This is a genomic window from Pseudomonas sp. CGJS7 (genome assembly GCF_036961695.1).
In genome coordinates this window covers 1-24,438 of the sequence record NZ_JBAMDI010000151.1, presented here as the reverse complement: position 1 = coordinate 24,438, position 24,438 = coordinate 1, and the positions used below count along the sequence as shown (strand labels likewise).

Annotated in this window: 28 protein-coding genes; 10 read left to right on the top strand and 18 right to left on the bottom strand. The window is 64.4% G+C overall.

Annotated features, from left to right (window positions below):
• A partial coding sequence (locus tag V7787_RS46075) for a DUF1570 domain-containing protein (RefSeq protein ID WP_336094428.1) occupies positions 1 to 825 on the top strand: 825 nt, incomplete at its 5' end.
• Between the two features lie 91 nt (positions 826 to 916).
• A complete protein-coding gene (locus V7787_RS46070) occupies positions 917 to 1,786 on the top strand; it encodes a LysR family transcriptional regulator (protein WP_336094426.1) in 870 nt (289 codons plus the stop codon).
• A 213-nt stretch (positions 1,787 to 1,999) separates the two neighbouring features.
• On the opposite strand, the gene V7787_RS46065 is transcribed toward V7787_RS46070, so the two are convergent.
• Positions 2,000 to 2,632, bottom strand: coding sequence for a TetR/AcrR family transcriptional regulator (locus V7787_RS46065; RefSeq protein WP_336094425.1), 633 nt, complete (start codon positions 2,630 to 2,632; stop codon positions 2,000 to 2,002).
• Positions 2,633 to 2,700: 68 nt separating this feature from the next.
• Between V7787_RS46065 and V7787_RS46060 the strand changes: the two genes are divergently transcribed.
• Positions 2,701 to 3,126, top strand: a complete 426-nt coding sequence (locus V7787_RS46060) for a VOC family protein (RefSeq protein ID WP_336094424.1) — start codon at positions 2,701 to 2,703, stop codon at positions 3,124 to 3,126.
• Positions 3,127 to 3,144: 18 nt separating this feature from the next.
• Here V7787_RS46060 and V7787_RS46055 read toward each other — a convergent pair whose 3' ends face one another.
• From V7787_RS46055 to V7787_RS46035, 5 genes are all read right to left on the bottom strand, one after another.
• A complete protein-coding gene (locus V7787_RS46055; RefSeq protein WP_336094423.1) occupies positions 3,145 to 3,459 on the bottom strand; it encodes a hypothetical protein in 315 nt (104 codons plus the stop codon).
• Positions 3,460 to 3,526: 67 nt separating this feature from the next.
• A complete protein-coding gene (locus V7787_RS46050; RefSeq protein ID WP_336094422.1) occupies positions 3,527 to 3,952 on the bottom strand; it encodes a GNAT family N-acetyltransferase in 426 nt (141 codons plus the stop codon).
• A 29-nt stretch (positions 3,953 to 3,981) separates the two neighbouring features.
• The gene (locus V7787_RS46045; protein WP_336094420.1) at positions 3,982 to 4,884 is read right to left on the bottom strand and encodes a DMT family transporter; all 903 of its coding nucleotides are present in this window, start codon (positions 4,882 to 4,884) and stop codon (positions 3,982 to 3,984) included.
• Between the two features lie 167 nt (positions 4,885 to 5,051).
• Positions 5,052 to 5,921 (bottom strand): DUF1684 domain-containing protein, encoded by an 870-nt coding sequence (locus V7787_RS46040; protein WP_336094418.1) that lies wholly within the window; start codon positions 5,919 to 5,921, stop codon positions 5,052 to 5,054.
• 574 nt (positions 5,922 to 6,495) lie between these two features.
• Complete coding sequence (locus V7787_RS46035; RefSeq protein ID WP_336094416.1) at positions 6,496 to 6,837, bottom strand: cyclic-phosphate processing receiver domain-containing protein; 342 nt, start codon at positions 6,835 to 6,837, stop codon at positions 6,496 to 6,498.
• A gap of 317 nt (positions 6,838 to 7,154) precedes the next feature.
• Between V7787_RS46035 and V7787_RS46030 the strand changes: the two genes are divergently transcribed.
• The 4 genes from V7787_RS46030 (at position 7,155) to V7787_RS46015 (ending at position 10,748) form a co-directional block, all read left to right on the top strand.
• Complete coding sequence (locus V7787_RS46030; RefSeq protein ID WP_336094414.1) at positions 7,155 to 7,763, top strand: hypothetical protein; 609 nt, start codon at positions 7,155 to 7,157, stop codon at positions 7,761 to 7,763.
• 240 nt (positions 7,764 to 8,003) lie between these two features.
• On the top strand, positions 8,004 to 8,333 hold the full coding sequence (locus V7787_RS46025) for a PAAR domain-containing protein (protein WP_336094412.1): 330 nt from the start codon (positions 8,004 to 8,006) through the stop codon (positions 8,331 to 8,333).
• A 65-nt stretch (positions 8,334 to 8,398) separates the two neighbouring features.
• Positions 8,399 to 8,992 (top strand): HAD-IB family hydrolase, encoded by a 594-nt coding sequence (locus V7787_RS46020; RefSeq protein WP_336094410.1) that lies wholly within the window; start codon positions 8,399 to 8,401, stop codon positions 8,990 to 8,992.
• A gap of 361 nt (positions 8,993 to 9,353) precedes the next feature.
• Positions 9,354 to 10,748, top strand: coding sequence for a cytochrome B6 (locus V7787_RS46015; protein WP_336094408.1), 1,395 nt, complete (start codon positions 9,354 to 9,356; stop codon positions 10,746 to 10,748).
• A gap of 153 nt (positions 10,749 to 10,901) precedes the next feature.
• On the opposite strand, the gene V7787_RS46010 is transcribed toward V7787_RS46015, so the two are convergent.
• The gene (locus V7787_RS46010) at positions 10,902 to 12,230 is read right to left on the bottom strand and encodes a S41 family peptidase (protein ID WP_336094406.1); all 1,329 of its coding nucleotides are present in this window, start codon (positions 12,228 to 12,230) and stop codon (positions 10,902 to 10,904) included.
• Positions 12,231 to 12,474: 244 nt separating this feature from the next.
• Positions 12,475 to 13,608 (bottom strand): linear amide C-N hydrolase, encoded by a 1,134-nt coding sequence (locus V7787_RS46005; RefSeq protein ID WP_336094405.1) that lies wholly within the window; start codon positions 13,606 to 13,608, stop codon positions 12,475 to 12,477.
• Between the two features lie 307 nt (positions 13,609 to 13,915).
• On the opposite strand from V7787_RS46005, the gene V7787_RS46000 reads away from it, so the two are divergent.
• Positions 13,916 to 15,424: a PhoPQ-activated pathogenicity-related family protein gene (locus V7787_RS46000; protein WP_336094404.1), complete on the top strand. Its 1,509-nt coding sequence runs from the start codon at positions 13,916 to 13,918 to the stop codon at positions 15,422 to 15,424.
• A 115-nt stretch (positions 15,425 to 15,539) separates the two neighbouring features.
• Here V7787_RS46000 and V7787_RS45995 read toward each other — a convergent pair whose 3' ends face one another.
• The 10 genes from V7787_RS45995 to V7787_RS45955 form a co-directional block, all read right to left on the bottom strand.
• Positions 15,540 to 15,863: a hypothetical protein gene (locus V7787_RS45995; RefSeq protein ID WP_336094403.1), complete on the bottom strand. Its 324-nt coding sequence runs from the start codon at positions 15,861 to 15,863 to the stop codon at positions 15,540 to 15,542.
• Positions 15,857 to 16,489, bottom strand: a complete 633-nt coding sequence (locus V7787_RS45990) for a hypothetical protein (RefSeq protein WP_336094402.1) — start codon at positions 16,487 to 16,489, stop codon at positions 15,857 to 15,859. Before V7787_RS45990 ends, V7787_RS45995 begins: the two co-directional genes overlap by 7 nt.
• An 89-nt stretch (positions 16,490 to 16,578) precedes the next feature.
• The gene (locus V7787_RS45985; RefSeq protein ID WP_336094401.1) at positions 16,579 to 16,851 is read right to left on the bottom strand and encodes an XVIPCD domain-containing protein; all 273 of its coding nucleotides are present in this window, start codon (positions 16,849 to 16,851) and stop codon (positions 16,579 to 16,581) included.
• Between the two features lie 120 nt (positions 16,852 to 16,971).
• Complete coding sequence (locus V7787_RS45980; RefSeq protein WP_336094400.1) at positions 16,972 to 18,336, bottom strand: XVIPCD domain-containing protein; 1,365 nt, start codon at positions 18,334 to 18,336, stop codon at positions 16,972 to 16,974.
• Positions 18,333 to 18,875 (bottom strand): hypothetical protein, encoded by a 543-nt coding sequence (locus tag V7787_RS45975; protein ID WP_336094399.1) that lies wholly within the window; start codon positions 18,873 to 18,875, stop codon positions 18,333 to 18,335. The genes V7787_RS45980 and V7787_RS45975 overlap by 4 nt, the downstream gene beginning before the upstream one ends.
• A gap of 245 nt (positions 18,876 to 19,120) precedes the next feature.
• Positions 19,121 to 19,615, bottom strand: a complete 495-nt coding sequence (locus V7787_RS45970) for a DUF4189 domain-containing protein (protein WP_336094398.1) — start codon at positions 19,613 to 19,615, stop codon at positions 19,121 to 19,123.
• Positions 19,616 to 19,646: 31 nt separating this feature from the next.
• On the bottom strand, positions 19,647 to 20,141 hold the full coding sequence (locus V7787_RS45965; RefSeq protein ID WP_336094397.1) for a DUF4189 domain-containing protein: 495 nt from the start codon (positions 20,139 to 20,141) through the stop codon (positions 19,647 to 19,649).
• A gap of 28 nt (positions 20,142 to 20,169) precedes the next feature.
• A complete protein-coding gene (locus tag V7787_RS53270; RefSeq protein ID WP_442965366.1) occupies positions 20,170 to 20,655 on the bottom strand; it encodes a DUF4189 domain-containing protein in 486 nt (161 codons plus the stop codon).
• A 2-nt stretch (positions 20,656 to 20,657) separates the two neighbouring features.
• Positions 20,658 to 21,776: a type IV secretion system protein gene (locus V7787_RS45960; RefSeq protein ID WP_336094396.1), complete on the bottom strand. Its 1,119-nt coding sequence runs from the start codon at positions 21,774 to 21,776 to the stop codon at positions 20,658 to 20,660.
• Positions 21,777 to 21,804: 28 nt separating this feature from the next.
• Complete coding sequence (locus V7787_RS45955; RefSeq protein WP_336094395.1) at positions 21,805 to 22,578, bottom strand: hypothetical protein; 774 nt, start codon at positions 22,576 to 22,578, stop codon at positions 21,805 to 21,807.
• A 450-nt stretch (positions 22,579 to 23,028) separates the two neighbouring features.
• On the opposite strand from V7787_RS45955, the gene V7787_RS45950 reads away from it, so the two are divergent.
• Positions 23,029 to 23,655 (top strand): response regulator transcription factor, encoded by a 627-nt coding sequence (locus V7787_RS45950; RefSeq protein ID WP_336094394.1) that lies wholly within the window; start codon positions 23,029 to 23,031, stop codon positions 23,653 to 23,655.
• A gap of 242 nt (positions 23,656 to 23,897) precedes the next feature.
• On the top strand, positions 23,898 to 24,438 hold a 541-nt coding region (locus V7787_RS45945), incomplete at its 3' end, for a hypothetical protein (RefSeq protein WP_336094393.1).

Genomic DNA, 24,438 nt, shown 5'->3' with positions numbered 1-24,438 from the left:
GCGCGCGAGCATCGCAGCGAGCATTACGCGATCTTCAGCACCGCCACGCCCGAACGCACCGCGCAAGTCGCCGCGGCGGTGGAGAGCCTGTACCGCGCCTATGCCGGTTTTTTTGAACTGGCCGATGCGGCAAAGCCCGCCGATCGGCTCAAGCTGATTCTGTACCGCGACCGCGCCCAGTTCTCGCACTACAACACCAGCATGCCGTGGGCCGAGGCCTACTACCGCAAGCCGTATTGCCATGCCTACTACGCCGAGCGCGGCGAGAACCCGTATCACTGGATGCTGCACGAGGCCACCCATCAACTGAACGCCGAACGCGCCGGCCTGGCCGCGCCGCGATGGATCAACGAGGGCCTGGCGACGTACTTCGGCACCAGCGTGCTGCAAGACGGCGTGCTGCATCCGGGCCGGATCGATCCGAACACCTATCCGATCTGGTGGCTGGGCGATCTGGTCCTCAGCGGCTCGCTGCGCGACGACCTGGATAACCGTCGCCTGATCGAACTGCGCCAAGTGATCGACGGCAGCGGCCCCGCCCTCGGCGGCGCTTATCTGAACGTGTACTACCTGCAGTTCTGGAGCCTGACCCACTTTCTGTTCCACGGTCAGGGCGGCAAATACGCCGGCGCTTACCGCAAGTTGATGCGCGGGGCCGGCACGGTCGAGGAATTCGAAGCCACGGTCGGCCCGCTGGAACGGATTCAGCAGGAGTGGTACGACTACCTGCTCGAAAAGCAAGCCGAGCAAAGCCTGGCCGAGCAACCGGTGCAGCACGTGCCGGTTCCGCAACGATCCGCCGATAAATCCGCCACCGCGCGTTGACAGCCGCGCCCCGGACGCTTTGAATTCCCGCATCCTCCCGCCTGCGCCGAGCCATCGGCGCGCGGGTTTCATCTCGAATTCTGGAGCGTCGATGGCGCATGCACGGATCAACCTGGGCGCATTGAAAGCCTTCGAAGCGGCGGCGCGCGCGCTCAGCCTCACCCGCGCGGCCGATGAGCTCAACGTCACCCAGGCCGCGGTCAGCCATCAGGTTCGGCTGCTGGAAAACCAACTCGGGGTCGAATTGTTCCGCCGCCTGCCGCGCGGGCTGGCGCTGACCGATGAGGGATTGAGTTTGTTGCCGGCGATCCAGGAGGCATTCGATCGCATCGACAGCGCCTTGGATCGGGTCGGCGACGGACTTGCGCGCGACGTGGTCCACGTCGGCGCGGTCGGCACCTTCGCCAACGGCTGGCTGCTTCCGCGTATGGCCGAGTTCGCGCGCCTGCACCCGAGCGTGGACGTGCGGGTGAGCACCCACAACAACCGGGTCGACCCGGCCGCCGAAGGCCTGGACTACGCGATCCGTTTCGGACGCGGCGCCTGGCCGGGCATGGAAAGCCGCTTTCTGATGAGCGCGCCGCTGGCGCCGTTGTGCACCCCGGCGATCGCCGCCCAGTTGCGCGACCCCGCCGACCTGGCGCGTCTGCCGCTGTTGCGTTCTTACTTCGTCGACGACTGGCGGCTGTGGTTCGAAGCGGCGCAAGTCGTGCCGAACGGCCCGATCAACGGCGCGATCTTCGACTCCTCCTTGACCATGGTGCAGTGCGCCCTGCAAGGCCTCGGCGTCGCGCTGGCGCCGCCGTCGATGTTCGAGCGCGAGCTCGCCGAAGGGCGGCTGGTGCAGCCGTTCGCGACTACGCTGGATGCCGGCGGGTATTGGTTGACGCGACTGGCGTTGAAGCCGGTGGGCGAGGGGGCTGCGGCGTTTGCGGGGTGGGTGGAGAAGGCGGCTGGGTGAGTCATCCCCGATTGCGCCGAGAGCTTCATTTCACCGTCATTCCGGCGGAAGCCGGAATCCATTTCGATCTTGCTGTTGCTCGTGGTTCTCGATGGCAGCATCAAGAGCAACGTCAAAATGGATTCCGGCTTTCGCCGGAATGACGGTGTGTGCGTGATCGCTTGCGAGCTGGCGCGGCGATTGCCGAGTGAGCTTGGTTGCATCGTCGCTGCGCTATTTCGTTTTCGTCCGCTTGCCGCCTTCAGCCAACACCCGCTCCACCAACCAAACCATCGCCTCGCCCACCCGCTGCGCATCCGCGCCAGCGTCGATCTCCAACGCTGCGCGGTCGAACGCCGCCGATAGCAGCGTGGCCAACGAGGCGATGTCCACGTCCGCCCGCTCGCCGAGCGCCGCGGCGAGGCCCTCGTGCAAGGTGTCGCCGGCGTGGGCGTCGTCGATGGCGATGGCATCGCTCAGGCCCAGCACCGCCGGGCCGTCGATCAGCAGCAGGCGGGTGCGGCCGGGCATGGTCATGGCGCGTAGATAGGCTTGCGCGCCGAGGATCAGCGCCGCGCGGGGGCTCAGGTCGGGCGGAGTGGCGGCGAGGATGTCTTCGCGCACCGCCTGCGATTCGCGCTGCAACACCTGGCGGAACAGGTCGCGCTTGTCGATGAAGTGGTGATAGAGCGCGCCGCGGGTGGTGCCTGCGGCCACCGATACCTCAGGCGTGGAGGTGTCGCCATAGCCTTTTTCGACGAACAAGCCGCGCGCCGCCTCCAGCAAGGCGTGGCGGGTGGCCTCGGTGCGCTCGCGGTTGCTGCGCGGGGCATGAGCCGACGGGCGGTCGTCTTTGGGTGTTTTCATACATACAGCCTGTATGTTAATGTAAACCTACATACAGACTGTATGTCGATCAGGCGAGGCTTACAACCATGAAAGTCACCAGCTATTACCCCGTCATCATGACCCACGACGTCGCCGGCACCGCCGCGTTCTACCAGGCCCATTTCGGCTTCGTGGCCTTGTTCACCGCCGACTGGTACGTGCATCTGCAGTCCAGCGACGATCCCTCGATCAACCTGGCCGTGCTCGACGGCCGCCACCACACCATCCCCGAATCGGGGCGCGGGCAGGTCGGTGGGTTGCTGCTCAACTTCGAGGTCGAGGACGTCGATGCGGTCCACGACACCCTGCGCGCGGCCGGCCTGCCGATCTTGCTGAGCCTGCGCGATGAAGCCTTCGGCCAGCGCCACTTCATCACCGCCGATCCCAACGGCGTGTTGATCGACATCATCAAGCCGATCGCGCCGAGCGGCGAGTTCGTCGAACAGTACGAGGCCAGCGCGCTGCCGACTTGAGTGCGGCGCGCCGTCGGCTCAGCGGTTGCGGCGCGAACGCGCCCAGATCAGCAACCCCGCACCGACGGCGGTAGAAGCTATCGCAAGCGCCGGCATCAACATCAGTGCCGGCGCGGTCCGCACTACCCGGAAATAGCGCGGGTTACCGAACGCGTCCGGCGGCAGTTCGATCGTCCCGCCGGCATAGCGGAAATACAGTTCAGCGGCCAACAGCAGCAGGCCCAGGATCAGCAGCAGCGCGCCGATCCAGACAGCGGCGGAACGGCGATGAGCGTTGTCGGAGCAGGGCATGGTGCGGGCAGCGTCGCGCCGACAGAAGTTCGGCCGACGCATGCTGGCTCACACCGCAGTCTGGTTCAACCTGCGCCGATTCGATTCGCGCCGATCCCGCGCATCCGATTCAATTCGCGCTGACCACACCGCTGGCCAACGCGCCGGCCTCATCGGCGAAGATCGCCATCGCGGTGTTCATGCGCTTGAAGCCGAGCTTGAGATAGAAATTCTCCTTGCCCGGGTTGGCGTAGAGGATGATCTTGCGATGCCCGGCGGCGCGCTTGCGCAACTGCTCGACGATGGCCTTGCCCAGGCCCGTGCCCTGATGATCCGGGTGCACCGCGATATCGCTCAGATAAGCGCAATCCACGCCATCGGCCAGCGCGCGGCCGGCGCCGACCAGGCGGCCGTCGTCGTAGACCAGACTCACGTAGCGGCTGTTGCCGAAACTGGTACGCAGATCCTCGGGCGATTTCTCGCCCAGCGGCGCGATCCGGTACAGCGCCGACATCTCGTTCCAGTCGACGTTGTCGATGTGTTCGATCCATTGCATGACGCGTGCTCCCGAAAAGTTTGAAAGGCTTATTGAGCGGCGCGTTGATTGAGCGCGACGCTGCCCAGGATCAAGGCGCCGGCGACGGCCATCGTCGCGGTCACCGGTTCGTCCAGCAGCAGCCAGGCCCAGGCCACGCCGAACAGCGGAATCAGATAGGTCACCATCGAGGTGCGCGCCGCGCCCAGGCGTGCAACCAGCCGGTAAAACAGGACGTAAGCCAAGCCGGTGCACAGCACCCCGAGCATCAGCGCCGCGCCCCAGGCGCGCGCGCCGATCGCCTGCGTCGGCCAGTGGCTCGCCGCCAGCGGCAGCATCAACAGGGCCGCGCTGGCCAAGGTCGCTGCGGCGATCGCCGCCGGCGGCAGCCCGGCCAGATGGCGGCGCACCAGATTCAGGCCGACGCCGTACAAGAACGCCGCCGCGCAGCCCGCCGCGACCGCCCAGCCGATGCTGGCGCCGGCGGTCTTGCCCGCGGCCAACACCGCGACCCCGGCGAACCCGCTGAGCAGCGCGACCGCGCGACGGCCGCCGATTTTTTCGCCGAAGAACAGGAAACCGACCAGGGCGGTGAACAACACCGTCATCGCGCTGGTGATCGCGCCGATCCCGGCCGGCGCGCGTTCGGCCGCCCAGGCAAACAGGGTGAACGGCACCGCCGAATTGATCGCGCCGATCAGCGCCAGGGTCGGCCACAGGCGCAGCGGAAACTGCGCCCGCGCCCGGTACAGGAACGGCGCCAGCACCAACGCGCCCATCGCCAGGCGCAGTTCGACCAGCGCGAACGGCCCGAACTCCGGTGCCGCCACCCGCATGAACAGGAATGAGATGCCCCAGATCGCGGCCAGGGCGCAGAGCTCCAGCGGGCTGAGCCAGTCGCGCAGGGTTGTACGCGCTTGGGCGAAGTCGTTGCTGGCGGCGAGACGGTTCATGGCGGCTTCCGGGCTGATCCGATGAGGTCAGCTTAGAAGCGTCATGGACCTAATAGTCGTCCAGTTTTATCGAATTGGATGGGGCCAGTTTGAGGCGCGGCGGCGCCCTGCGACGGGCCGGCGCCACGCGCGGCGCAGACCAGCGTCTGCGCCGCGCCGCTCGGGGCTCACTTCGCGCCCGGCGGATACTTCTCGCCATAACTCAACTCCACCGGCACGAAGGTAGTGAGGTTGATCGGGCAGTTGTAGTAGTCCGAATGCGCGCACAGGAAGCTGTACATCGTGTTCAAGTTGAGCGCGAGCGTCTTCGGCGGCTGCCCCGGCGGGAAATGCGCTTCCAGCACGCGGCCGCCGCCGTAGCTGGTTTTCTTCGAGGTCTTGTCGGTCACGAACATCAACAAGTGGTCGAGCTTGTTCCAGTCCTGGCCCTTGTTGAACGCGCGCAAGGTGTAGGTCTTTCCCTGCAGCGGCAGTTGCACGTCGCCGATCCAGTACATCAGCCCGGTGTGGTTGCGCGAATCCAGGTGGCTCAGGCCGACCGGTTTGTCCTTGCGGGTGAACGTCGCTTCGATCACGCCCTTGGGGTCGTAAGGGAAGAACGACAGGCCTTTGTAGCGCGTGGCCACCAGCGCCGGGTTGTACAGCCAGGCCTTGAGCGAGTCTTCGTACACCGTGGCGCGCACGATCAAGCCGTTGGGCAGCGCCTGTTGCTGATTCTTGGCCTTGAGCAGGTCGACCGCGGCGAGGCCGGGGCCCTCGACCAGCGCCTGACCGCCGCGGTAGCTCACCCGCACCTCGGTCTTGCCGCCGGCGTCCTTGGCCCAGCGCGTCTGCGCGGGTTTCTGCGCGGCCGGCAGATGGGCGGCGCCGCCGGCGGGGATCACGGTCGCGTCCTGGATCGCGTACATCCCGGTCGGGCCGCTGGCTTGCTGGATCATCGCGGCGCGGAAGCCGTCCCAATCCTGGCGCGGGTCGGCGTGAGCGGCGGTGCAGGTCAGGCTGAGCAACAGCAGGGCATGGGGCAGTAGCGAACGCATGGGCGGGCCTCGTGCGAAGGATCGGAACGGGGAGGACTGTGGCAGATGCCGACGTGAGCGCGCGTCGGCCGAAAGTCCAGAATCGGTAGGGCCTGTTCGTCTCATCGACTCGCGCGAGGCGTTCGGATCGATCCGCGTCGAGCCTAAACGGGGCGAGGTGTTGCGAACTGATGGTCGTCGCAACTTCTGGCGAGGCGAGTGCAGGCGAGCGCCACAGAGTCATCGGTATCCAAGCGCGGCGAATTGCCTGGTTGCGTGAATCCGACGAACGGACTTTTTCTGCTTAGGTCGAATACCGCGATCGAATACCGCTATCCCCACAACCGTCATTCCGGCGAAAGCCGGAACCCATTTTGATTCCGCTGTTCCCGACCCGATCCGAACCGCCAGATCGCGACGTTCAACCGCGCCCGTCATTCCGGCGAAAGCCGGAACCCATTTTGATTCCGCTGTTCCCGGCCCGATTCGAACCGCCAGATCGCGACGTTCAACCGCGCCCGTCATTCCGGCGAAAGCCGGAACCCATTTTGATTCTGCTGTTCCCGACCCGATTCGAACCGCTATATCGCGACATTCAGCCGCGACGCTCCAACTCCTGCCCTTCATCGCCCGCACCCGCCGACACCCGCGCCCAAGCCCGCGCCACCGCCTCGATCCCCGCAAGCATCCGCACCCGCGCCGTCGGATTGGCCGAGTGCACCCGGATCGACGGCGGGCGGAAGCCGCGTTCGATCACCGCGCGCTCGATCCAGACGATCACGTCGTAACCGGTGCCGCGTTGGTCGTCGCCCAAATCGTGATCCAGGCTCAGCTCGACCACCTCGCCGGTTTCCAGCAACGCGATCGCTTCATCGGGCCAATACACCCGATGCCAGCCGGCCGGTGTGTCGCGTTCGTCGCCGAGAAATACCTGCATGCCGGCGCGCGCTCGCAAAAGAGGCGTGAATGCTGTCGCCGCCCGCGAGCCGTCGGCAAGCCTCGCCGCGCGCGACGGCGCAGCGCGCGCAAATCGCGCGAACTGCGCGCACGGTCGGAAGCGAATGAGCGTTGCCGCACGCTTCCGCACATCCACCGCGGACCGCTGTCCTCCGCCGGCCGCTTGCGTGCGTTATCTGACCAACACGGATGTCGCTTCAGCGACATCCTTTCTTCGTTTGCGCTGCCGGTTTTCCGCCCGCGTTTGCAACGCGCGCCGGCGCCGCGTTCAGACCGATCCCGCGCCAGGAGCCCGCCATGTCCTCGCTGTTGTCGCCCGCCGAACTGGCCTGGTACGTCACCGGGCGGTTCTACCGCCGCAGCGACGGTTACCTGGCCGATTACGGCTATTTCCTGCATCTGTCGGGCATCGCCGGCGATTTGTTCGTCGATGGGCCGGCCGAGGGCCGCGCTCATTTCACCTTCGCGGCAAAACCGTTCAAGGCGCGTGCGGCCAGCAACGGCGCCCTGGATCTGGCGCTGGACCCGGCCGGCGAGTTCTCGGTGTATCTGCAGCGGATACCGGCCGGCGACTTCGATCATCCCGAGACCTTCGCCCAGGGCGAGCGCATCGCCACCTTCCGCCGCACCGGGCTGGTGGTGGGCACCACGGTCAGCGCGCAAGTCGGTGGCGCGGCGGCGGTGCCGGTGTTGGGCAACAACGTCTTCAGCGCGCAACTGATCGACAGCCGCCACTTCGAATTCGCCGGCGCCCACTACGACCTGGGCGCGATCCTCGGCCGCGGCGTGACTCAGTTCGGCACATCCGCGGCGGTGCCCGTCGCATTTCCGGCACACCGAACGCATCCGCCCACGTACGAACTCGTATTGCCGTTTACCGGGTCGGCGATCGCGTTGGGTCGGTGAGCGCCGGTGAGCGTGCGCATGCGAGCGAAGGCATCGTCGAAAACGTGATTGACAACTTGTATTCGCATCAAACAGCAATCGAAAATCATGTTTAATGCCGCCGTGAGTCGAAGAACGGACTTTCCGCGATCACGCCAGGCGGCGTGAGGACGTTGGCGGGACACGACAGGATCGAACATGGCATCTCACAACAGCACAGGGATGGGCGCGGGTCGGGGCTGCGAACAGCGGAGGTGGGCGATGGTCGGGTATTGGATCGTGGTCGGCGATACGACCAGCGGCGGCGGCCGCGTGCTCGGTTCTCACGCGGAGCGGTCCGGCGACGCCGGCAACGTCGACGCAGCCAGCGGTATGGCCTGGGCGCGCCTGGGGGATGCGGTGCAATGCGGCGCGCACGGGCTCACCAGCATCGTCACCGGCGACAGCGAGCATCTCATCGACGGCCGCGCGGTCGCGCGCCACGGCGATTTCTGCGCCTGCGGCTGCATCCTGATTTCGCGCACCCGGATCCGCTCGATCGCCGAACTCGGCGGCAGCTTCGCCGCCGCGCGCGAAGTCTGGCCCGACTGAGGCGCGCGGCTTCGGGCTAGACTCCGCGCGGGCAGTCCCGCCCGTTGTCCTGGCAGCCGCAGCGCATGGATCTGGCCCTGTTCGATTTCGACGGCACCATCACCGAGCGCGAGACATTCCCTGGATTCGTCCGCGCCAGCATCGGCCGGCGGCGGCTGTGGTTGGGGCAGGTGCTGCTGGCGCCGCAGGTGCTCGGCTACAAGCTCGGCTGGGTTTCGGGCCGGGCGGTGCGGCGGCGGATCGTCGCCTTCGGTTACCGCGGCCGCGGCGAACACGAGGTGCGCGCGGCGGCCGCGCGCCATCTGCAAGAGGTGGTGGCGCGGCAACTGCGTCCGCAGGCGATGCAGCGGATCGACTGGCACCGGCGGCGCGGCGACCGGGTGGTGGTGGTCACCGCCAATCTGGAACTGTTCGTCGCCGATTGGTGCCGGGCGCAAGGCCTGGAGTACATCTGCTCGCATCTGGAAACGCGCGACGGCGTATTGACCGGGCGTTACCTCGGCGAGGACTGTTGCGGCGCGGAGAAGTCGCGGCGGGTGCGCGAACGCATCGATCTGAGCGAATACGGCCAGGTGTATGCGTATGGCGATACGGTCGAGGATCGCGAATTGCTGGAACTGGCCGACCGCAAGTATTACCGCTGGCAAGAGATCGCCTGATCGTTGCGTTTGCGCAAACGCGCGGCGGAGCGGCCGCCGTGGATGTGCCGCGCGTCTTAAAACCAAGATCCGGATCGGCGCGAATGCAGCCGGTGCGGCGAGCGGGAAACCGTCGCCGCAAACCTCGATTCTGCGCCGTCGCAGCGGCGCCAGGTAAATCGAATCCGCTTTCCATGATCGCGGTCGCGTTGCGCGAATGACGGCCGACACCGCGGTTAACGCGGCCGTCGCGCGCATAGCCGTCGGCTATCGAAGCCATCGGATCAAACGATTTCTGCACGGATTTTCCCGGTCCTAGCCTCGAACCGCCGCCGCATCCGCGGCGGCTTGGCAGTGTCTTCCACCTGAAGGGAGAAGCAGCATGAGGCAGAGCAAGTCATTGCGGTCACGGCCGCTGTGGTGGTCGCTCCTGGGCGCGCTCGGGGTTTGCGGCATCGCGGTGGCCGCCGATCCGCCGACCAGCTACGCACCGGTAGTGATCAAGGAAACTTTCGCCGCGATCAAAGCGCGGATGGAGCGCGACAAGCCGGCGATCGAGCAACGCCAGCGCGGTTTGCTGGAACAGCGCTACGACCTGGGCAACAAACCCGCGCGCGGCGTGACCATGTCCGGCGGCAAGCCGGTGCAGGGCGGAATACGGGTGCGCTTGCCCGCCGGCAGCAGCTGGGAAGACCTGGGCGCGCTGACGCCGGAACAAATCCGCGAACGCGGCCTGTTTCCGGCCGGGTTTTTGCCTTTGCCGCATCCCAATCACCCCGAGGGCGGCATGTTGTTTCCGCAGTTCCATATCGATGCGGTCAAGCGTGCCGAGCAACGCGACCTGACCCGGTTCGATCTGGACTTCGACTTGCCCGATCATTTCCTGCCGGACTTTCCCGCACCGATTTATCTGACCACGCGGCCGGACCTGGGCGATGTGTCGAAGAAGCAGTTGGTCACCATCAACAACTACTTCGAACTGTTCAACGGCGTGCTCAACCCGAAGCAGTTGGAAGGGCTGAGGTTGCTGGTAACGCCGTTTCCGCAGCAGCAGTTCAATCAGACCGAAGACCGGCGTTCGGCCTTGCCCAGCCGCGGCGTGGCTTGCCTGGATTGCCACAGCAACGGCCACACGGTGGCGGCCACGCATTTGGTCGGCGACATCCGGCCGCAGCCGTTCCGCCATCGCATCGATACACCGACCCTGCGCGGGGTCAATATCCAGCGCTTGTTCGGCTCGCAACGCGCGCTTAAGACGGTGGAAGACTTCACCGAGTTCGAGCAGCGCGCGGCGTACTTCGACGGCGATCCGGTGATCGCGACCAAGAAGGGCATCAACATCCTCGACCGCGGCCATCAAGTGCATGCGATGGGCGAGTTCCAGGCGCTGCTGGATTTCCCGCCCGCGCCCAAGCTCGATCTGTTCGGCCGGCTCAAGCCCGACGCCAGCGAGGCCGAGAAGCGCGGCGAGGCCTTGTTCTTCGGCAAGGCGCAATGCTCGGCCTGCCACGCGCCGCCGTATTACACCGACAACAGCATGCACAACCTGCAGGTGGAGCGGTTCTTCAAGCCGCAGACCATCAACGGCCGTTACGCCAGCGCGGACGGGCCGATCAAGACCTTCCCGTTGCGGGGCATCAAGGATTCGCCGCCGTACCTGCACGATGGCCGTCTGCTGACGCTGGAAGACACCGTGGAGTTCTTCAACGTGGTGTTGCAGACGCGGCTGGAGAAGCAGGAGAAGGAGGATCTGGTGGCGTTCTTGCGGCAGTTGTAGCCGCGGGCCGCGAGCGAACGCAAAGGCAGAGCGCCTGCAGCCGCCCCGACGCGGGATGATAGGGGGCGTCGGGCAGGCTGGGGCGCTCTGCAATGGATAACAACGCGGGCGGGGAGCGGCTGTGAAATCGGCTGGTCGGCCGCAAGCGGAGAGTCAGCGCCGATATCGGTTCGCGCTGCCGTCGGCGCGCAAGGTCTCCAGCGACGCCACCCGGTTCTGCGCATCGCGCTCGAAGCGCACGCGCACGCTCGGGTCGCCGGCGAGGCAGAACAGATCCGGCTGCAACGCGATCAGCGTCTGCGGCGGGCGCTTGCCGTTGCGCAGAAACAAGCCCGCCGCGTCTTCGCCGATCTGCATGCGGTCGTACTGGCCCAGGTAATCGGCACGGGCCACTTGCGGCGCCGGCGCGGCTTGCGCGCGCAGCGCCTCCAGCGTCCAGCGCGCGTCGGTCTGCGCCGCCGGCGCCTGCGGCCCGCTCAGAATCTTTTCCAAGGCCCGCCGTTGCGCTTCGGCCAAGGCCTGCGCCTGCGGCACGGCGACATCGGGCACCACGCCGTTGCCTTCCCAGTTGCGTTTGGTGATCGGATTGGTCGGCGAGCCGCTGGCGACGAACACGCTGAAACCCTGTTCAAGCGCAACATCGTCGCCGGGATTGGCGGCGCCGCCGCTGTTTTCGCCGATCACCACCGCGCGGCCGGCGCTTTGCAAGGTATAAGCCAGCGCTTCGCCGGCCGAACCGGTGCGCGAGCTGGTCAGCACGTACAGCGGGACTTGCAGGCGCGGATCGGGATACCAGTCGCGCGGCGCTTCGCTCACCGAGCGCAGTTGCCCGCCTTCGCGGTAGCGGAAGGTGCTGTAGATGTCGGCGTTCTTGGCGGTGAAGGCGCTGACCAGATAACCCACCGAGGTCGGCCATCCGCCGCCGTTCTCGCGCAGATCGACGATCACCGCGTCGGTCGCCGACACCAGTTGCAACGCCGCGTCCAGAGCGCGTCGCACCGGATCGGCGGGATCGCCGAAACGCAGGCCCGGCATCTCTTGCAGATCGATGTAGCCCAGATTGCCGGGCAGCACTTCGACCTTGCGCAGGCCGTAGTTGCGGCGCTGGCTGAAGTCGACCTCATCGCGCGGGCCCGTTCCCGGGCCGCCGCGCAGGCGCGGCGCGGCGGCCGTGGCCGCGTCGGGCTGGCGCCAGTTGACCCGGAAATGGCCGTCGAGCGCGCTCAGGCGGGTGCTGAGCGCGGTGGCCAGATCGCGCGGGTCGGTGTAGCGGTCGTAGCGGCCTTCGGCGGCTTCCTGGCGAAGCTCGTGGCCGATGGTGCGGGCGCGTTCGGGGTCGTAGAAGTTTTTTTCGATGGCTTGGGCGACGTCGGCGACGGTGTCGCGCGTGGATGGCGCGGCGGCGTGCGCGGACGGCATCGCGCAGACCAGCAGTGCGGCGGTCAACAGCGATGGAACGATCGTGTGTGAGCGGTGGCGCATGCGCTTCTCCCAAGGCGAGCCGCCGCACCGGTGCGGGTGCGGCGGGTGGCGAGCCCGATTCCGTCGGGACCAGGTTCGAAATCGCTGTCGTAACGGCTTCAGGTGAAGCGGCGAGAGCGAAGTCTTGTGGATTCCGGCTTTCGCCGGAATGACGGTAGCCAAGCTGCGCAGGTTGTCGACGGCTCTGATGCCGGTTTCAACTCAGGATGCGCGTGGGCGGCAAAGCGTCGCAGCGCCGTCGCTTTTACTTGGAAAACGATTGCGTAGCGTCGTTGTACCAAGGCCCCGCGGCCGGCAGGACCGGTTGCGACAGCAGTTGGGTGACCTTGACGCTGCCGCCGCCGAAGTCGAGCTGGCTCAGATCCACCTGTTGCGGCGTGGCGTTGAAGGCGCTGCTGAAGTAATAGACCGCGTTGCTGTGATCGCGCGCGACCTGCCACATGGTCCAGTCGCCGACCTTGGGTGCGTCGCCGGCCGCCTTCGGCTTGATCACCGCGGTGCCGTACGGCGTGGCCTGGATCATCTGCACCATCGACAGGGCGACGTTGACGATGGTCTGGGTGCTGCCGGTGGCGCCCGCGCCCTTGGGCGTCGGCAGCCATTTCGCGCCGCCGCTTTGCAGCAGGCCGAAGCCTTTGCGGAAGGTCGTGGCCTTGACGAAGCGCGAGGGCGACATGATGTCGCCGGGCAGGCCGAGCAGGCCGCAACCCACCGGCGGGCCGGCGTTGGCCGAGCGCGAGGTGCCGCCGCCTTCGACCGTGAGGTGGTCGTAACTGGCCAGATTGGTGCGCTGCCAGTCGTAGGTCGGCGCGTTGGTGAGCACGCCGTCGCTGGTGTCGTCGCCGGCGTAGTGTTTCATCTTGCCGTCGATCATTTCGATCACCACGCTCGCGCCGGTGGCGTCGGTGGCGATGAAATGCAGCGGCAGATAGGTGAGGGTGCCCGGTTTGGGGCCGATCAGGTCCAGACCTTGCAACGCCGTCGACAGCTCGGAGACGAACTGGAACTGGCTCATCACCCAGGCGACGAAATCGTGGAACTCCACCGCTTTCGCGCCGGCCGCGACCGAGCCGGCCTCGGCGTAGGTGGTGCCCGGCAACCACAGCGCCGCGCAGGACAGGCCGACGCTGTTGAGGCCGTCGACGAAGCAGGGGAACTCGGGCATCGCCTCCGAGTCGGCCAGGGCGACGAAACCGTAGGTGCCGGTCCAGGGCGTGGACTTGCTCGGGACCAAGGGGAACTTCTGCTGCGCCGGGACCAGATACATCCGGGTTTCCATCGCGCCGGTCAATTCCATGCAGCGCGCGGAAATGTGCTGGGTGGCCGGCGTGCTGCCGGCGGGGACGACGGGAACGGACAGCAGGAAGTTAGTGCACATGCAGGGCTCCTTTCCTTAGCGGTGTGAAGGAAACGTCTGTGCGGCAGGTTGTTGGTGCGGATGCGGCTGGATCGCCGGCACGAATGCGCTGGGGCGGATCGTGCGGCGGAAATAACAACGCGCCCGACGCGGGCGAGCGGCCATCGCGTCGTTGTGTGCGAGGTTTTTCTGAATACATGAACGCGTCGGCCGAAGCGCGCTTGGGGGCATAAGCTGCGAACTGGATCGCGGATTGCAGAGTTGGCCTATAAGCGCACCCGCGCCGGGGCTATCCTCAGCGGTCGCCGAATTCAGCGAGGACGCGGTCGTGATCAAGCAAAGCTTGCGGTGGATGGTGCTGGCCCTGGGATTGGCTTCGGCGACGGTGCAGGCCGGGTCGGCGTCTGCCGCGACTGAGCCGGCGCCCGCATCCGCCGCGGGCGGCCATCATCGCCACGACTACAGCCAAGCCTGGCCGGACTACCGCAAGCGCCAAGCGCGCACGCCGCTGCGCTACGACACCCTCGGCCGCACCGAACTGGACGGCGCGCAGAAGCGCAGCTACCTGCTGTACTCGCAGCGCTGGCCGGAAACCGGCGGCGCCCAGCCCGACCCGTGGACCCACCGCGTCGATATCTACATCCCGCAGGTGGTGCGGCCGAAATCGGCGCTGCTGGTCATCAACAACGGCAGCAACGTCGCCAACGGCAGCGAACCGGTCAAGCCGCCGACCGATTTCGACGAAAGCCTGGCGCTGGAAGTGGCCAAGTCCACCCAGACCATCGTGGTCTCGGTCGCCGACGCGCCCAATCAATACCTGACTTTGCCCGGTGAGGCGCCGAAGAAAGAAGACGTGCTGGTCGCGGCGACCTGGCGCATCTTCATGAACGCGCCCTCGCAGGCCAACGCCACCTTGCCCTTGCACGTGCCGATGGCCGAAGCTGCGGTGCGGGCGATGGATCTGGCCGAACGCGAGCTCAGCGCATGGCGGGTGCGCTCGTTCGTGGTCACCGGCGCGTCCAAGCGCGCCTGGGCGGCGTGGCTGACCGCGATCGGCGACCCGCGCGTGGACGGGCTGGTGTCGTACGTGATCGACATGCGCATCGCCAAGCTGATCGAACACATCAACAAGACCTACGGCGGCGGCTGGCCGATCGCGTTGCTGCCGTACCACCAAGAAGGCGTGACCACGCGTTACCGCGACCGCGAATTCGCCGAGCTGATGCAGATCGAAGACCCGTACGCCTACCTGAGCAGCCGTCAGCGGCAACGGCTGCGGATTCCCAAGTACCTGGTCAACGCCAGCGGCGACGACTTCTTCCCGGCCGACGCCCAGCGCCTGTACCTGGACGATCTGCCCGGCGCGACCAGCCTGCGCGCGGCGCCCAACTCCGACCACGGCGGCATCCGCCGGCATATGCGCGAGACCTTGATTCCGGCGTTGCAGCGCTGGAACCGGCACCAAGCGCTGCCGCAGGTGAGTTCGCGCTTGAGCGATCGCGCCGGCCAATTGCGCTTGCGCGCCCGCGCCAGCGAGCGGCCGGTCAGCGCCAAGCTGTGGGTTGCCGACAACGCTTCCGGGCGCGATTTCCGCTTTGCTTGCGGGGTGCGTTATCGCGAACAGCCGGTGGAACTGGCGAGCAATGGTGTGGACGTGGCGTTGGCCAAACCGGCGACGGGTTGGTCGGCGGCGTTCGTCGAGTTCGCCTTTGCCGATGGGTTCATTGCCACTTCGCCGGTTTACGTGTATCCGGAGCACGAGTATCCGCAGCAGCCGCCGGCTAACGGCAGCGGGGCGTGTTTGATGGTTCCGCAGGGAGTTGCGGCGAAGAACTGAACCGTGGCGCCGTGGCGCGAGTCGCGTGGCGAGTGTGCGGTAGCCGATCGTTTATCTTCGGCGGCGTCGGCCTTTGTGGTGGATGATCGCTGCCAGCGCTGGCCTCGCGCCGCGGTCATCGGCGATGATCGATTGCTGGCGTTGCTTGGTCGTCGCAGGCTTCCCGCAATTGCTCTCTCGGCCGCGAGCTTCGCAGCATCTGCTCCAAATCGGCGGGCGTCATAAAACGGATGATGCATTCGCCGTTCCCGTGCGGCCTCGGCACCCACACTTCCGTGGTCACCGAATGATCGAGATGGCGGCGACGCGCCCGCGCCGTCGCCGCGCCCAGACAGTCCTCGCGGCTGGCGAAGGCGACGTGGTCGTCGCGGCCGTCGACCGCCACCCGCCAATCCGAGGCGCCGCGGCACACGACCTCGAACACGAACGCGCCTACCATTGCTCGTACTCCTTGAGCAGACCGACCCGGCGCACGAAGCCGTCGCCGACCCATTGCGGGTGATAGCCGCGGCCGGGCATCTGGTCGGTGTGCATGAACAGACTGCGCATCTCGCGTTCTTCCGCGCAGCTCAGATCCGGAAACAGCGCCCAGAACGCGACGTCGATGATTTCGTGGCTCGGCAAGGTCAGCCACGCATGCAAGCTCACGCGCGCACCGGGTGCGATGCCGGTGCGCAACATCTGTTCCAGCCCCTCGATCGGGGTGTAGCAAAGCCGCTGGCCGTCCTGGCGGATATGGCCCAGCGTGTAGGCCAGCGGCAGCTTGAGTTCGGTTTCCAGCAGCGTCCTGGCCGCGGCCGTCACCCCGAAACGTTGCGTGGCGACGAAGTCTTCGCTCAGGTGGCCGAGAGCGCGATGCAGTTGCCAGCGGACCGCGGAAATCGCCGTGGGCGACGCATAGCGGACGGGGAGGGGATGCATCGACGGCGGACGCAGCCCCCAGAGAATCGCGCGCGCTTGCGCCGCGGCGAACGCCGCTTCGTAGCGACCCGCGACCCGCTTGGGCGAATTCCGGCGATGCGCAGGCAGCAATTTGTGCAGGCAATACGGCAGTAGTGGACTCATGGGCGCCAAAGACCTGAATCGAGACACAAAGCGCTCCCGGCCGCTCCTGGCGGAGCGGGGTGGCTGAGGTCGGGTTGAGGGGAGGCGACCTAGGCGACGCGCGCCGATTGGGTGCGGGTCTGTTCTTGGCTTTGCGAGTTCTGGGCTGCGCTCTGCGATTGATTGAGCGCAGCCAACTGCTGGAACGACGTTTCGACCGGGATGTGGGCGGCGACTGCGGTGTTCACTTGTGCGCGCTTATGGGCCGGATCTTTCGGTTCACCTTGAGCCCCGAATAAGTAGACGCAAGTGCTGGTGCGTTGGCTCGCAGCTAAGTCGTTGAGCTGTATCGCTTCGGCGTATTGCTGATTTCCAGTTGTCATATGCCTGTTCCTTGGCTGTTACTTCGATCGCGAATGTGTCGGATGGCTAAATGTTCAGTGTTGCAGGCTGTTGCTCCGACCGGATTTGTGCGGCGGACATCAAGTTAAAGTGGTTCTTGACTACACCGATCGAGTCGTGACGGAGCGAGTCTGATCCTGTGTCTGTTCCTGCGCGGGCGCCTGAGCGAGCCTTGCCGCCATCGTTTCGAGCTTCCTGAAGGATTCGTCTACGGGCGTTTGCGCCGCTTCGGCGACGGAAACCTGCGCGCGTCTATGCGCGGGGTCGTGCAAGTCGCCCTGGACCGCGAACACTTTCGGGTCGCTTTGGGCCGCTTGGCCAGGCAGGACGTGATCGACCTGACTCAAGCCGCCCGTTTTAGAGGCAACGAACAGGCTGGCAGTCGTGCGTTCGGCAACTTCATCGAAAGGTCGGCCTTCACGCTCATGCAGCGCACCGATGCCGCCCCGTATTTGCAGGTACATCGGATTGTCCGGATGGCGAGGCGCGCGAGGGTCGGAGCCGCGTTCGGGCGTGTCGGTGCGTTGAGGGCGCGCCCCGTCGGCGTCTTTAAAGGGGCTTTCCGGCTTGTCCGGGAAATGTCGGCCAATTTCGCCGGCGATTCCTTGCGCACCACGCGCGACAGCGGCGCTGATGGTGACGCCTGCCCGGAGGTTTTCGATATCCCCTCGGTACTTATCGAACATCGGCCGATGCTTCTCGGCGAGTTCGAGCGCCTGGGGCTGCGAAAGGATAGACCGGTCGGGACGTCCATTCCCATCGATGTCGAGAAAGTGATGCATGCGGTGAGAGTCGCCGCCTTCCACGGCGGCCTTCGGCGGATGGCGGATATCCCATTGGCTGCCGTTGTCCTCGTAGCCGGCTGCCTTCAGTACGTCCAGTTCGACCGGCTCAGCGTACATGCGCACTTTTCCGAAGTGCTTGCTGGCGGCGCTGACTACGTCGCCTGCCATGACATGATTGATAACCTGCGTGCCGCCTTCAGGAACCTGCTGGTCCAGGCTCACGGCGCCGTATGGATTGAAAGCTTCGCCATTCAAGCCGCGCTTGGCCGCAGTGAGCTGAGTCAGGCATCCACCGAGCGAATGACCGGTTACCGTAACTTGGGGCGCCTGCCCATACTTAGCTGCCATGCCGCGCGACATCGCAGAGGCCTCGTCGGTCAAGGCGAGCGCATCTTTAAGTTGGCGGTTTGCTCTGTCCGCCACCATTCCGCCATCTGCGATCAGGCCGTCGGCCAGGGGCTGCCTGTCGAACTCGCTGCCGCGATGCGCTACGACAATTTCGCCGGTGTCTTGACGCTGGAAAATGGTTCCTTGATATCCAGATGGATTGTCAACGCTCTTCAGCACATTGAACTGGACGCCATCAGCTACAACAAACGGGCGCGCGCCGTCGGTTGTCGTCTCTGGCGGGTCATAGGAATGTTGTGAGAGTTGGGCGTACTGGCGAGTCGTGATGGTCATTGCGTCAGTTCCTTTGACGAAATAGTGATTGTGAACCAGCCGCTCGAAGGCACGGCCGGATTGAGTAGGGCCAAATCTTCAATCCCGTGGTCGGGTGCGCCAGGCACCAGGGCCGATGGATAAGAAGATTTAAGGTAATAAAGGGTAAGTGGCCGGGTTTCGCCAACGTTCTCGAACGGAAGGGCGGCGATGAAGCTCGTGTCGTTGTCTTTTGCGCTGGCGGAAAGCCGGATATGTGCGGACGCTAGCTGCCAATGACAGATCCCGTGCCCATACAGATCGCTCTCCGCTACGGCATCTGCAGCGACTGTCGCGACGTAACTACCGTCTGCGCCTTTCGCCAAATCAAGTGGCAGAGTGAGTGCCGACTTGGCCATCTGTACGCCCTGGAAGTTATCAGCGGGTGGCAGACACGTCTTGTTGGTGATGTCGTATGTCGCAAACGCTTTGGCCACGGAAAATGGGCCAGGCTCGCCTTTGAGCGAAAAATTGAGCTCGTGCTTCTGCTTCGGGGCCTTGTTGAGAGCGATATCCGTCATGGCTTCGTCCTTGGGGGCATCGCAACTGGCCGACAAAAAAATTAGGACGGTCGCGACAATCAATCGCCTAGTGTGTCGAGTTTGGATTCTCATCTAACGTCCTTTACAGGCTAATCAGCGTACCTGAGCGGGGAGGCTGTGGACGCTATGGTAAACCCAGCAGTCGCCAGACGTTTAGTTCTCGCAATGTTTGCGTCCTAGGTCATGGCTTGGGCTTGTAGATCACGCCGTATTGAACGAACGGGTCAGTTCGTGCGCACTGGCAGGCTGCAGCCGCTGTAATACACCCAGCATTCGCCGCTGCCGGAGTCCTCGCAGCGCGCCTTTCCAACGGCGATGGCCTGATCTTCTTCCGCAGCACTCTGGGCGAAAGATTTGGTCGTTGTCACGACTACGGCTGCGCATTGATTGTAAAAGCTAAAGGTGGCGGCACAAGAAATGCCTCCAAGCTCTTTGCATTGGCTTACCGCTGCTTTTTCTGCCCGTCGTTCGCTTGTCATCCCGGTGACGATGCCATATGCGCCTTTCTGATCGGATGCAATTGCTCCCCATCTTGTTTCCCACTGTGGAGGGGGAGGTTGGTTGGATCGGATGGGACCGCAAGAAGCTATCGACGCTGCGGAGCCTTCAGCTGGTGTGGATGTGTAGGGGATTTGACCTGGAGGACATCCGCCTTTCGCCTCTGGGATGACTGTCGTAAGAGTCGCGGCTGTAATGGCGCTCAGAATAAAAAAACGCATGATCAGTCCTTGTCGGATGATGGTGCCGAGATCAATTCGCCCGCACAGGCAGGCTGCATGCGTAGTAGTAGACCCAGCATTCATTTCCGTTACTGCGTTCTGCACACTTTTCGAGACTGTCCTGCTTTGCTGCTTCGATATCCGGGGCGCGTGCGCTGACCGAGTTAACTTCACTGGTGGCGATGGCCATGCACTGATTCTTGTAACTTAGAGTGACGTCGCATTGGCCGCCTCCGCGCTCCTTGCAATGCGCGATAGCGGCTTTCTCGGCCTTCTTCTGGCTTCTTTTATCGGCACTGACACCAAAGGTGCCTTGATTGTCGGTTGCTACAGCTCCCCATCGATTCTCCCAGGCAGGAGCGGGGCTGCTTCGATAGGGGATCGGGCCGCACGATGCCATTGATGCTGCAGATCCCTCTGCAGATGTCCCTGAATAGGGAATTTGGCCCGCAGGACAGCCACCCTCGGCGCCGGACTGCATAGGGGTAAGGGTAAGTGAGAACAACGTGATGGCATAGAAACGCATAGATACATCCTTGTATTGAGCGATCGGATCAGTTCACGCGAACGGGGAGGCTGCAGCCGCTGTAATAGACCCAGCACTTTCCCGTATTTGATTCCCTGCATCGCTTCTCACCGGCCGCTACAGCGTCCTCTTCGTACGCGGCACCTTGAGCGAACGAATTTGTCGTTGAGCTAACTACCGCCGCGCATTGGTTGCGGAAGGTAAGCATAGTGCTGCATGTCGTCCCGCCTCGCTTTTGGCATTCTGCAATGGCGGCTTTCTTTGCTTTGCGTTCGCTCCTCATTCCAGTGACTATTCCGAATTCTCCGCCTTCAGCAATGGCTCCCCATCTCGTTTCCCATTGGGGGGCGGCGGGCTGGCTCGATGGGATCGGACCGCAAGAGGCTATAGAAGCTGCTGATCCCAGGGCGGGTGTTCCCGCATATGGAATATGTCCCGGAGGGCAGCCACCCTCGGCACGGGCTTGCAGTGGAAGTGCAAGTAGCCCGATGAGTACGACAATGCAGAAGCGCATAGTTAGTCCTTTCTGACTTCTTTAGCGGATTTGATCTTTTCGGAGTGCGGATTACTTGGATGATCTGCCTGACGACTCATGTAGGTTGCATTTGGTGTTCTCGGCACCTCACGATTGGCTTGGGGCGCGTCCGGAATCCTCGGGGCGGCGGTGGAATTGGAAGACTGTCCTTGACCACCGCCACCAAACGCAGCCGCGTGCAAGAAGGTGCCCACCTGCCCCTGAAAGAAATGCGCAGCCACCGGCGGCACCGAAATGATGAGCATCGTCAACACCAGCCCCAATCCGCCTTGCTGCATGGCCTGACTGGAAATCCCCTCCGCGCTCATGCCGGGGATGTTCACCAGCTTGGCCACCCACATCGCCGTGGACACGCGGATCATCAGGTCCAGAATCAAGCCCGAGATGAAGCTCAGCATGGCCATCGAAAACAGAGTGCCCAGGCCGTACTGAAGCCAGCGGTGGAACATCCCCTTGGTCGCATCGAAGGCGAGGGCGAAGACGAACAGTGGCCCGAAGCCGACCCACATGGCGATGATGAACTTCATCAGCAGCAGCATGACGCCGGCCGATAGCGCCGGGCCGGCGGCGCCTAAGCCCGCCAGCAGCTTCGCGGTCCGCTTCTCCTCGATCAGCTCGGGGTTGTCGTCGAGCACCTGGACTCCATCGATCGCGGTCAGCGCAATCTGCAGATAGGCCAGGTTTTTATCGATGCTGTCCGCCGTGGTCTTGCCCTTCTCGCCGGTGACAAGTTCGTGGATCGCCTGATCCATATCCGTGGACAGGAAGCGGTGCAAGTTGAGGTTTCCCACCGCCATAGTCGTGGCGATGCCGAAGCAAAGGGTGATCCGCAAGCCTTGGACGACAAGGCCCATGAGCGGTTCGCGCAATTTGCCGGTCAGGACTTGGTAGCTCTGAATCACGAACCAGAGGGTGACGAAGCACAGGCCGACGCCGCCGACGAAGCTCATCATCCGCCCCATCAGTGCCAGGCCGAAGTCGCCGATGCGGCCGGTCAGCCAGCTGTTGACGATCCGGAAGATGGCGTAGTCGGCGATGCCGCTGTCGATCGCCGGCGAAAGCCAGGACAAGAGATTCGAAGAAGCGGTGAGCAGATCCATTGCGGGTTTCCAGAAAGATGGAGATGGCTTACTTGAGGGCGGACTTGATGGCGTCGATCGGGACGATGCCGTCGAGGGAACCCTTTTTCCCGCGCAGTGCGCGCTTGGCCAAGCGGGTGTGGTCCCACTTGAGCGCGGCGATGTAGTCGTCGTAGGCCTTCATCCGCGCCTGCCAGTAGTCCAGTTCCAGCTGATTGCGCGCGACGAAGCGATAGGCCTCGTTGTCGTTCGCCGCCAGCGCGCCCTGGCTGCTGCTGACGCTGTCGCGCTGGTTCTCGATCTGCTCGAACTCGCGGCTGCGTTGCATCAAGGTGTGCAGCATGCTGACGGACTCGTTGTATTTCAGGTTCTCGGCGTAGACCATGCGCTGGCAAATGGCTTGCTGTTCGTCCACCACGTTGCCTTCCAGCTTCGGCATGGCTTGGCGGAAGGCCTTGGTCAGTTGTTCCTTGATGCCTTTGCCCGGCCCGGGGCACATATCGTCCATGCCGTAGTCGGCGGGGCGAGGCGGGAAGCTGTCTTCCATCGGCTTCTGGCCGAAGTTCAGGCGCTGCAGCTTGATGATCTGCTGCTGGTAGTGATCCATCGTCTTTTGGTACTGGCTGATGGTCTCGTTCCAGCGCTTGGCCTGCTTGCCGAATTCGACCGAGTCCTTGCTGATCTGCTGCATCTTGGCCATCAGGCCGAACGGGTCTTTGGTGATCACCTGGGCGCTGGCTTGGCCGCCGATGCCGACTGCCAATGCGACCGAGATGCACGCGACCGATGCGGTGCGGGAAGTGAGTGCGCTGCGCTTGCTCATGCCGATTCCAAATCCGTTTGCGAATGTTGCTGAAGGTGCTGGTCCAAGCCTTGCCGGGCTGGAGATTGGATATCTAGACGCCGTCCCAGGGGTGTTTAACCGTGTCTTTTCTGTGAGGCGAGGCGTTTGGAATTTCGCCGAGCGACACAGGTTGGATTTCGGTTTGCGCTTTGGGCTGCGACTGTCCATGTCGCGCAATAGGATTAGCGAACCAGTTCTCGCATTGCAAGATGATTTCGACTGAAATGTGCAGAAATTTTGGTCGTTCAACGGTGTTCAATGCGTTGTTCAACGCGGACGAAATTTGTTCAACAGCATTGCGGTGCGAATAGTCGAACAAAAATGTGCCAGGCAATTTTTCGCGGTGCGATTGAACAGAATTGACTTGATCGCTCTACCGCTTGCTCGGCTAATTCGCGTCTTCATGGATGGGTTGAGCCAGGAGGGCGCGTGATCCGCTTGCTTATCGTTGACGATCATCCGCTGGCGGTGGCGGGGCTGCGAATGTTTCTGGGTGCGGCCGCAGGTATCGAGGTCGTCGGGGCCGAGGGTTCGGTGTTCGGCGCGCTGGCCGCGTATGTAGCGTTGAAGCCCGATGTGGTGATCTGCGATTACTACCTGCCGAACAGAAACGGGTTGTATCTGGTCGAGCGGCTCATCGAACTCGATCCACGCTGCAAGGTGTTGATGGTGTCGTCGATCGACACCGCCGCGATTCCCGCGCAACTGCTTCGTGCCGGTGCGCTGGGGTATGTGGTCAAGGCGGCCGATGCTTCCGTTCTTATTCGCGCGGTCAGGAAGGTGGCGAAGGGTGAGCGGTATCTCGATGAGAATCTCGCCGGGGCGGCGCTGTTCGAGCCCAGTGAGCTGGACAAGATTTCCGGTCGGTTGGGCGATGTTCTGGCGCTGCTGGCGGCAGGGCGGTCGAATGGCGAGATCGCGGCTGAGTTGAAGATCGGTGAGGTTACGGTGAGGCGGCATAAGTCGCGGTTGTTGGCGCGGTTGGGTGTGGGCGACGAGGCCGATTTGATTGCGATGGCTCGGGCGGCTGGGTTTGGGAAGCCTTGGGGCGGTTAGGGAAACCGAGTTGCTCGGGCAGGTGGAGCGAAGATCAAAATGGGTTCCGGCTTTCGCCGGAATGACGGTTGTGTGGGTTGCTGTTTTTCCGAGTCGTGCTGTGGGTCGGGGCGGGATCGCATCGTCGCGAGCGGTGGATCGTTGCTGCCCGGATCGATGCGGTGTAATCGGTCGCCTTCGCTGTCGTCGAGCTCCGGGTGCATTCGATGGAGTAAGCTGCCCGATTCTTGGAAGGGGGCGGCATGAACGCGAGGATCGCAGCGCCGACGTTGTGCGCATTGGTTCTGTTGTTGAGCGCTTGCGGCGAGGGCCGTCGCGAGCAGTCGCGGGCGACGCAGCCCGCCGCCGCGCCGGTAGCGGCATCGCCAGCGCCCAAGTTCGACTTCGCCGCCTGGGTCGGCGCCAACGCCGATTGCAAAGGCGATTTCTTCGCCGATGTGCAGGAGGCGGCGTTCGTGACCACCTTGCGCGATGCGGGCGTGAGCGCGAGCGCGGACAGTTTCATCGGCGAGATCGGCCCGGGCAACGCGACGCTGACCTCGGCCAAGCCTTTCACGCTGCATGGCTTGCCGGTACAGCGCGTGGTCTACAGCTTCGGCAGCGGTTCGGTGTTCGCCGCGACGGTAAAGGCCAGCGCCGAACAGGCGCGCGCTGCAATAAGTGCGGTGCAACTGCCCGAGGTTTATCGCGATCAGTACACGCTGGGCGTAGTCACCGCGGCGCCGAGCGAGGACGAGCCGACGCCGGCGATCCGCTTCGTGCGCGCGGGCGAGCAGGCCGGCA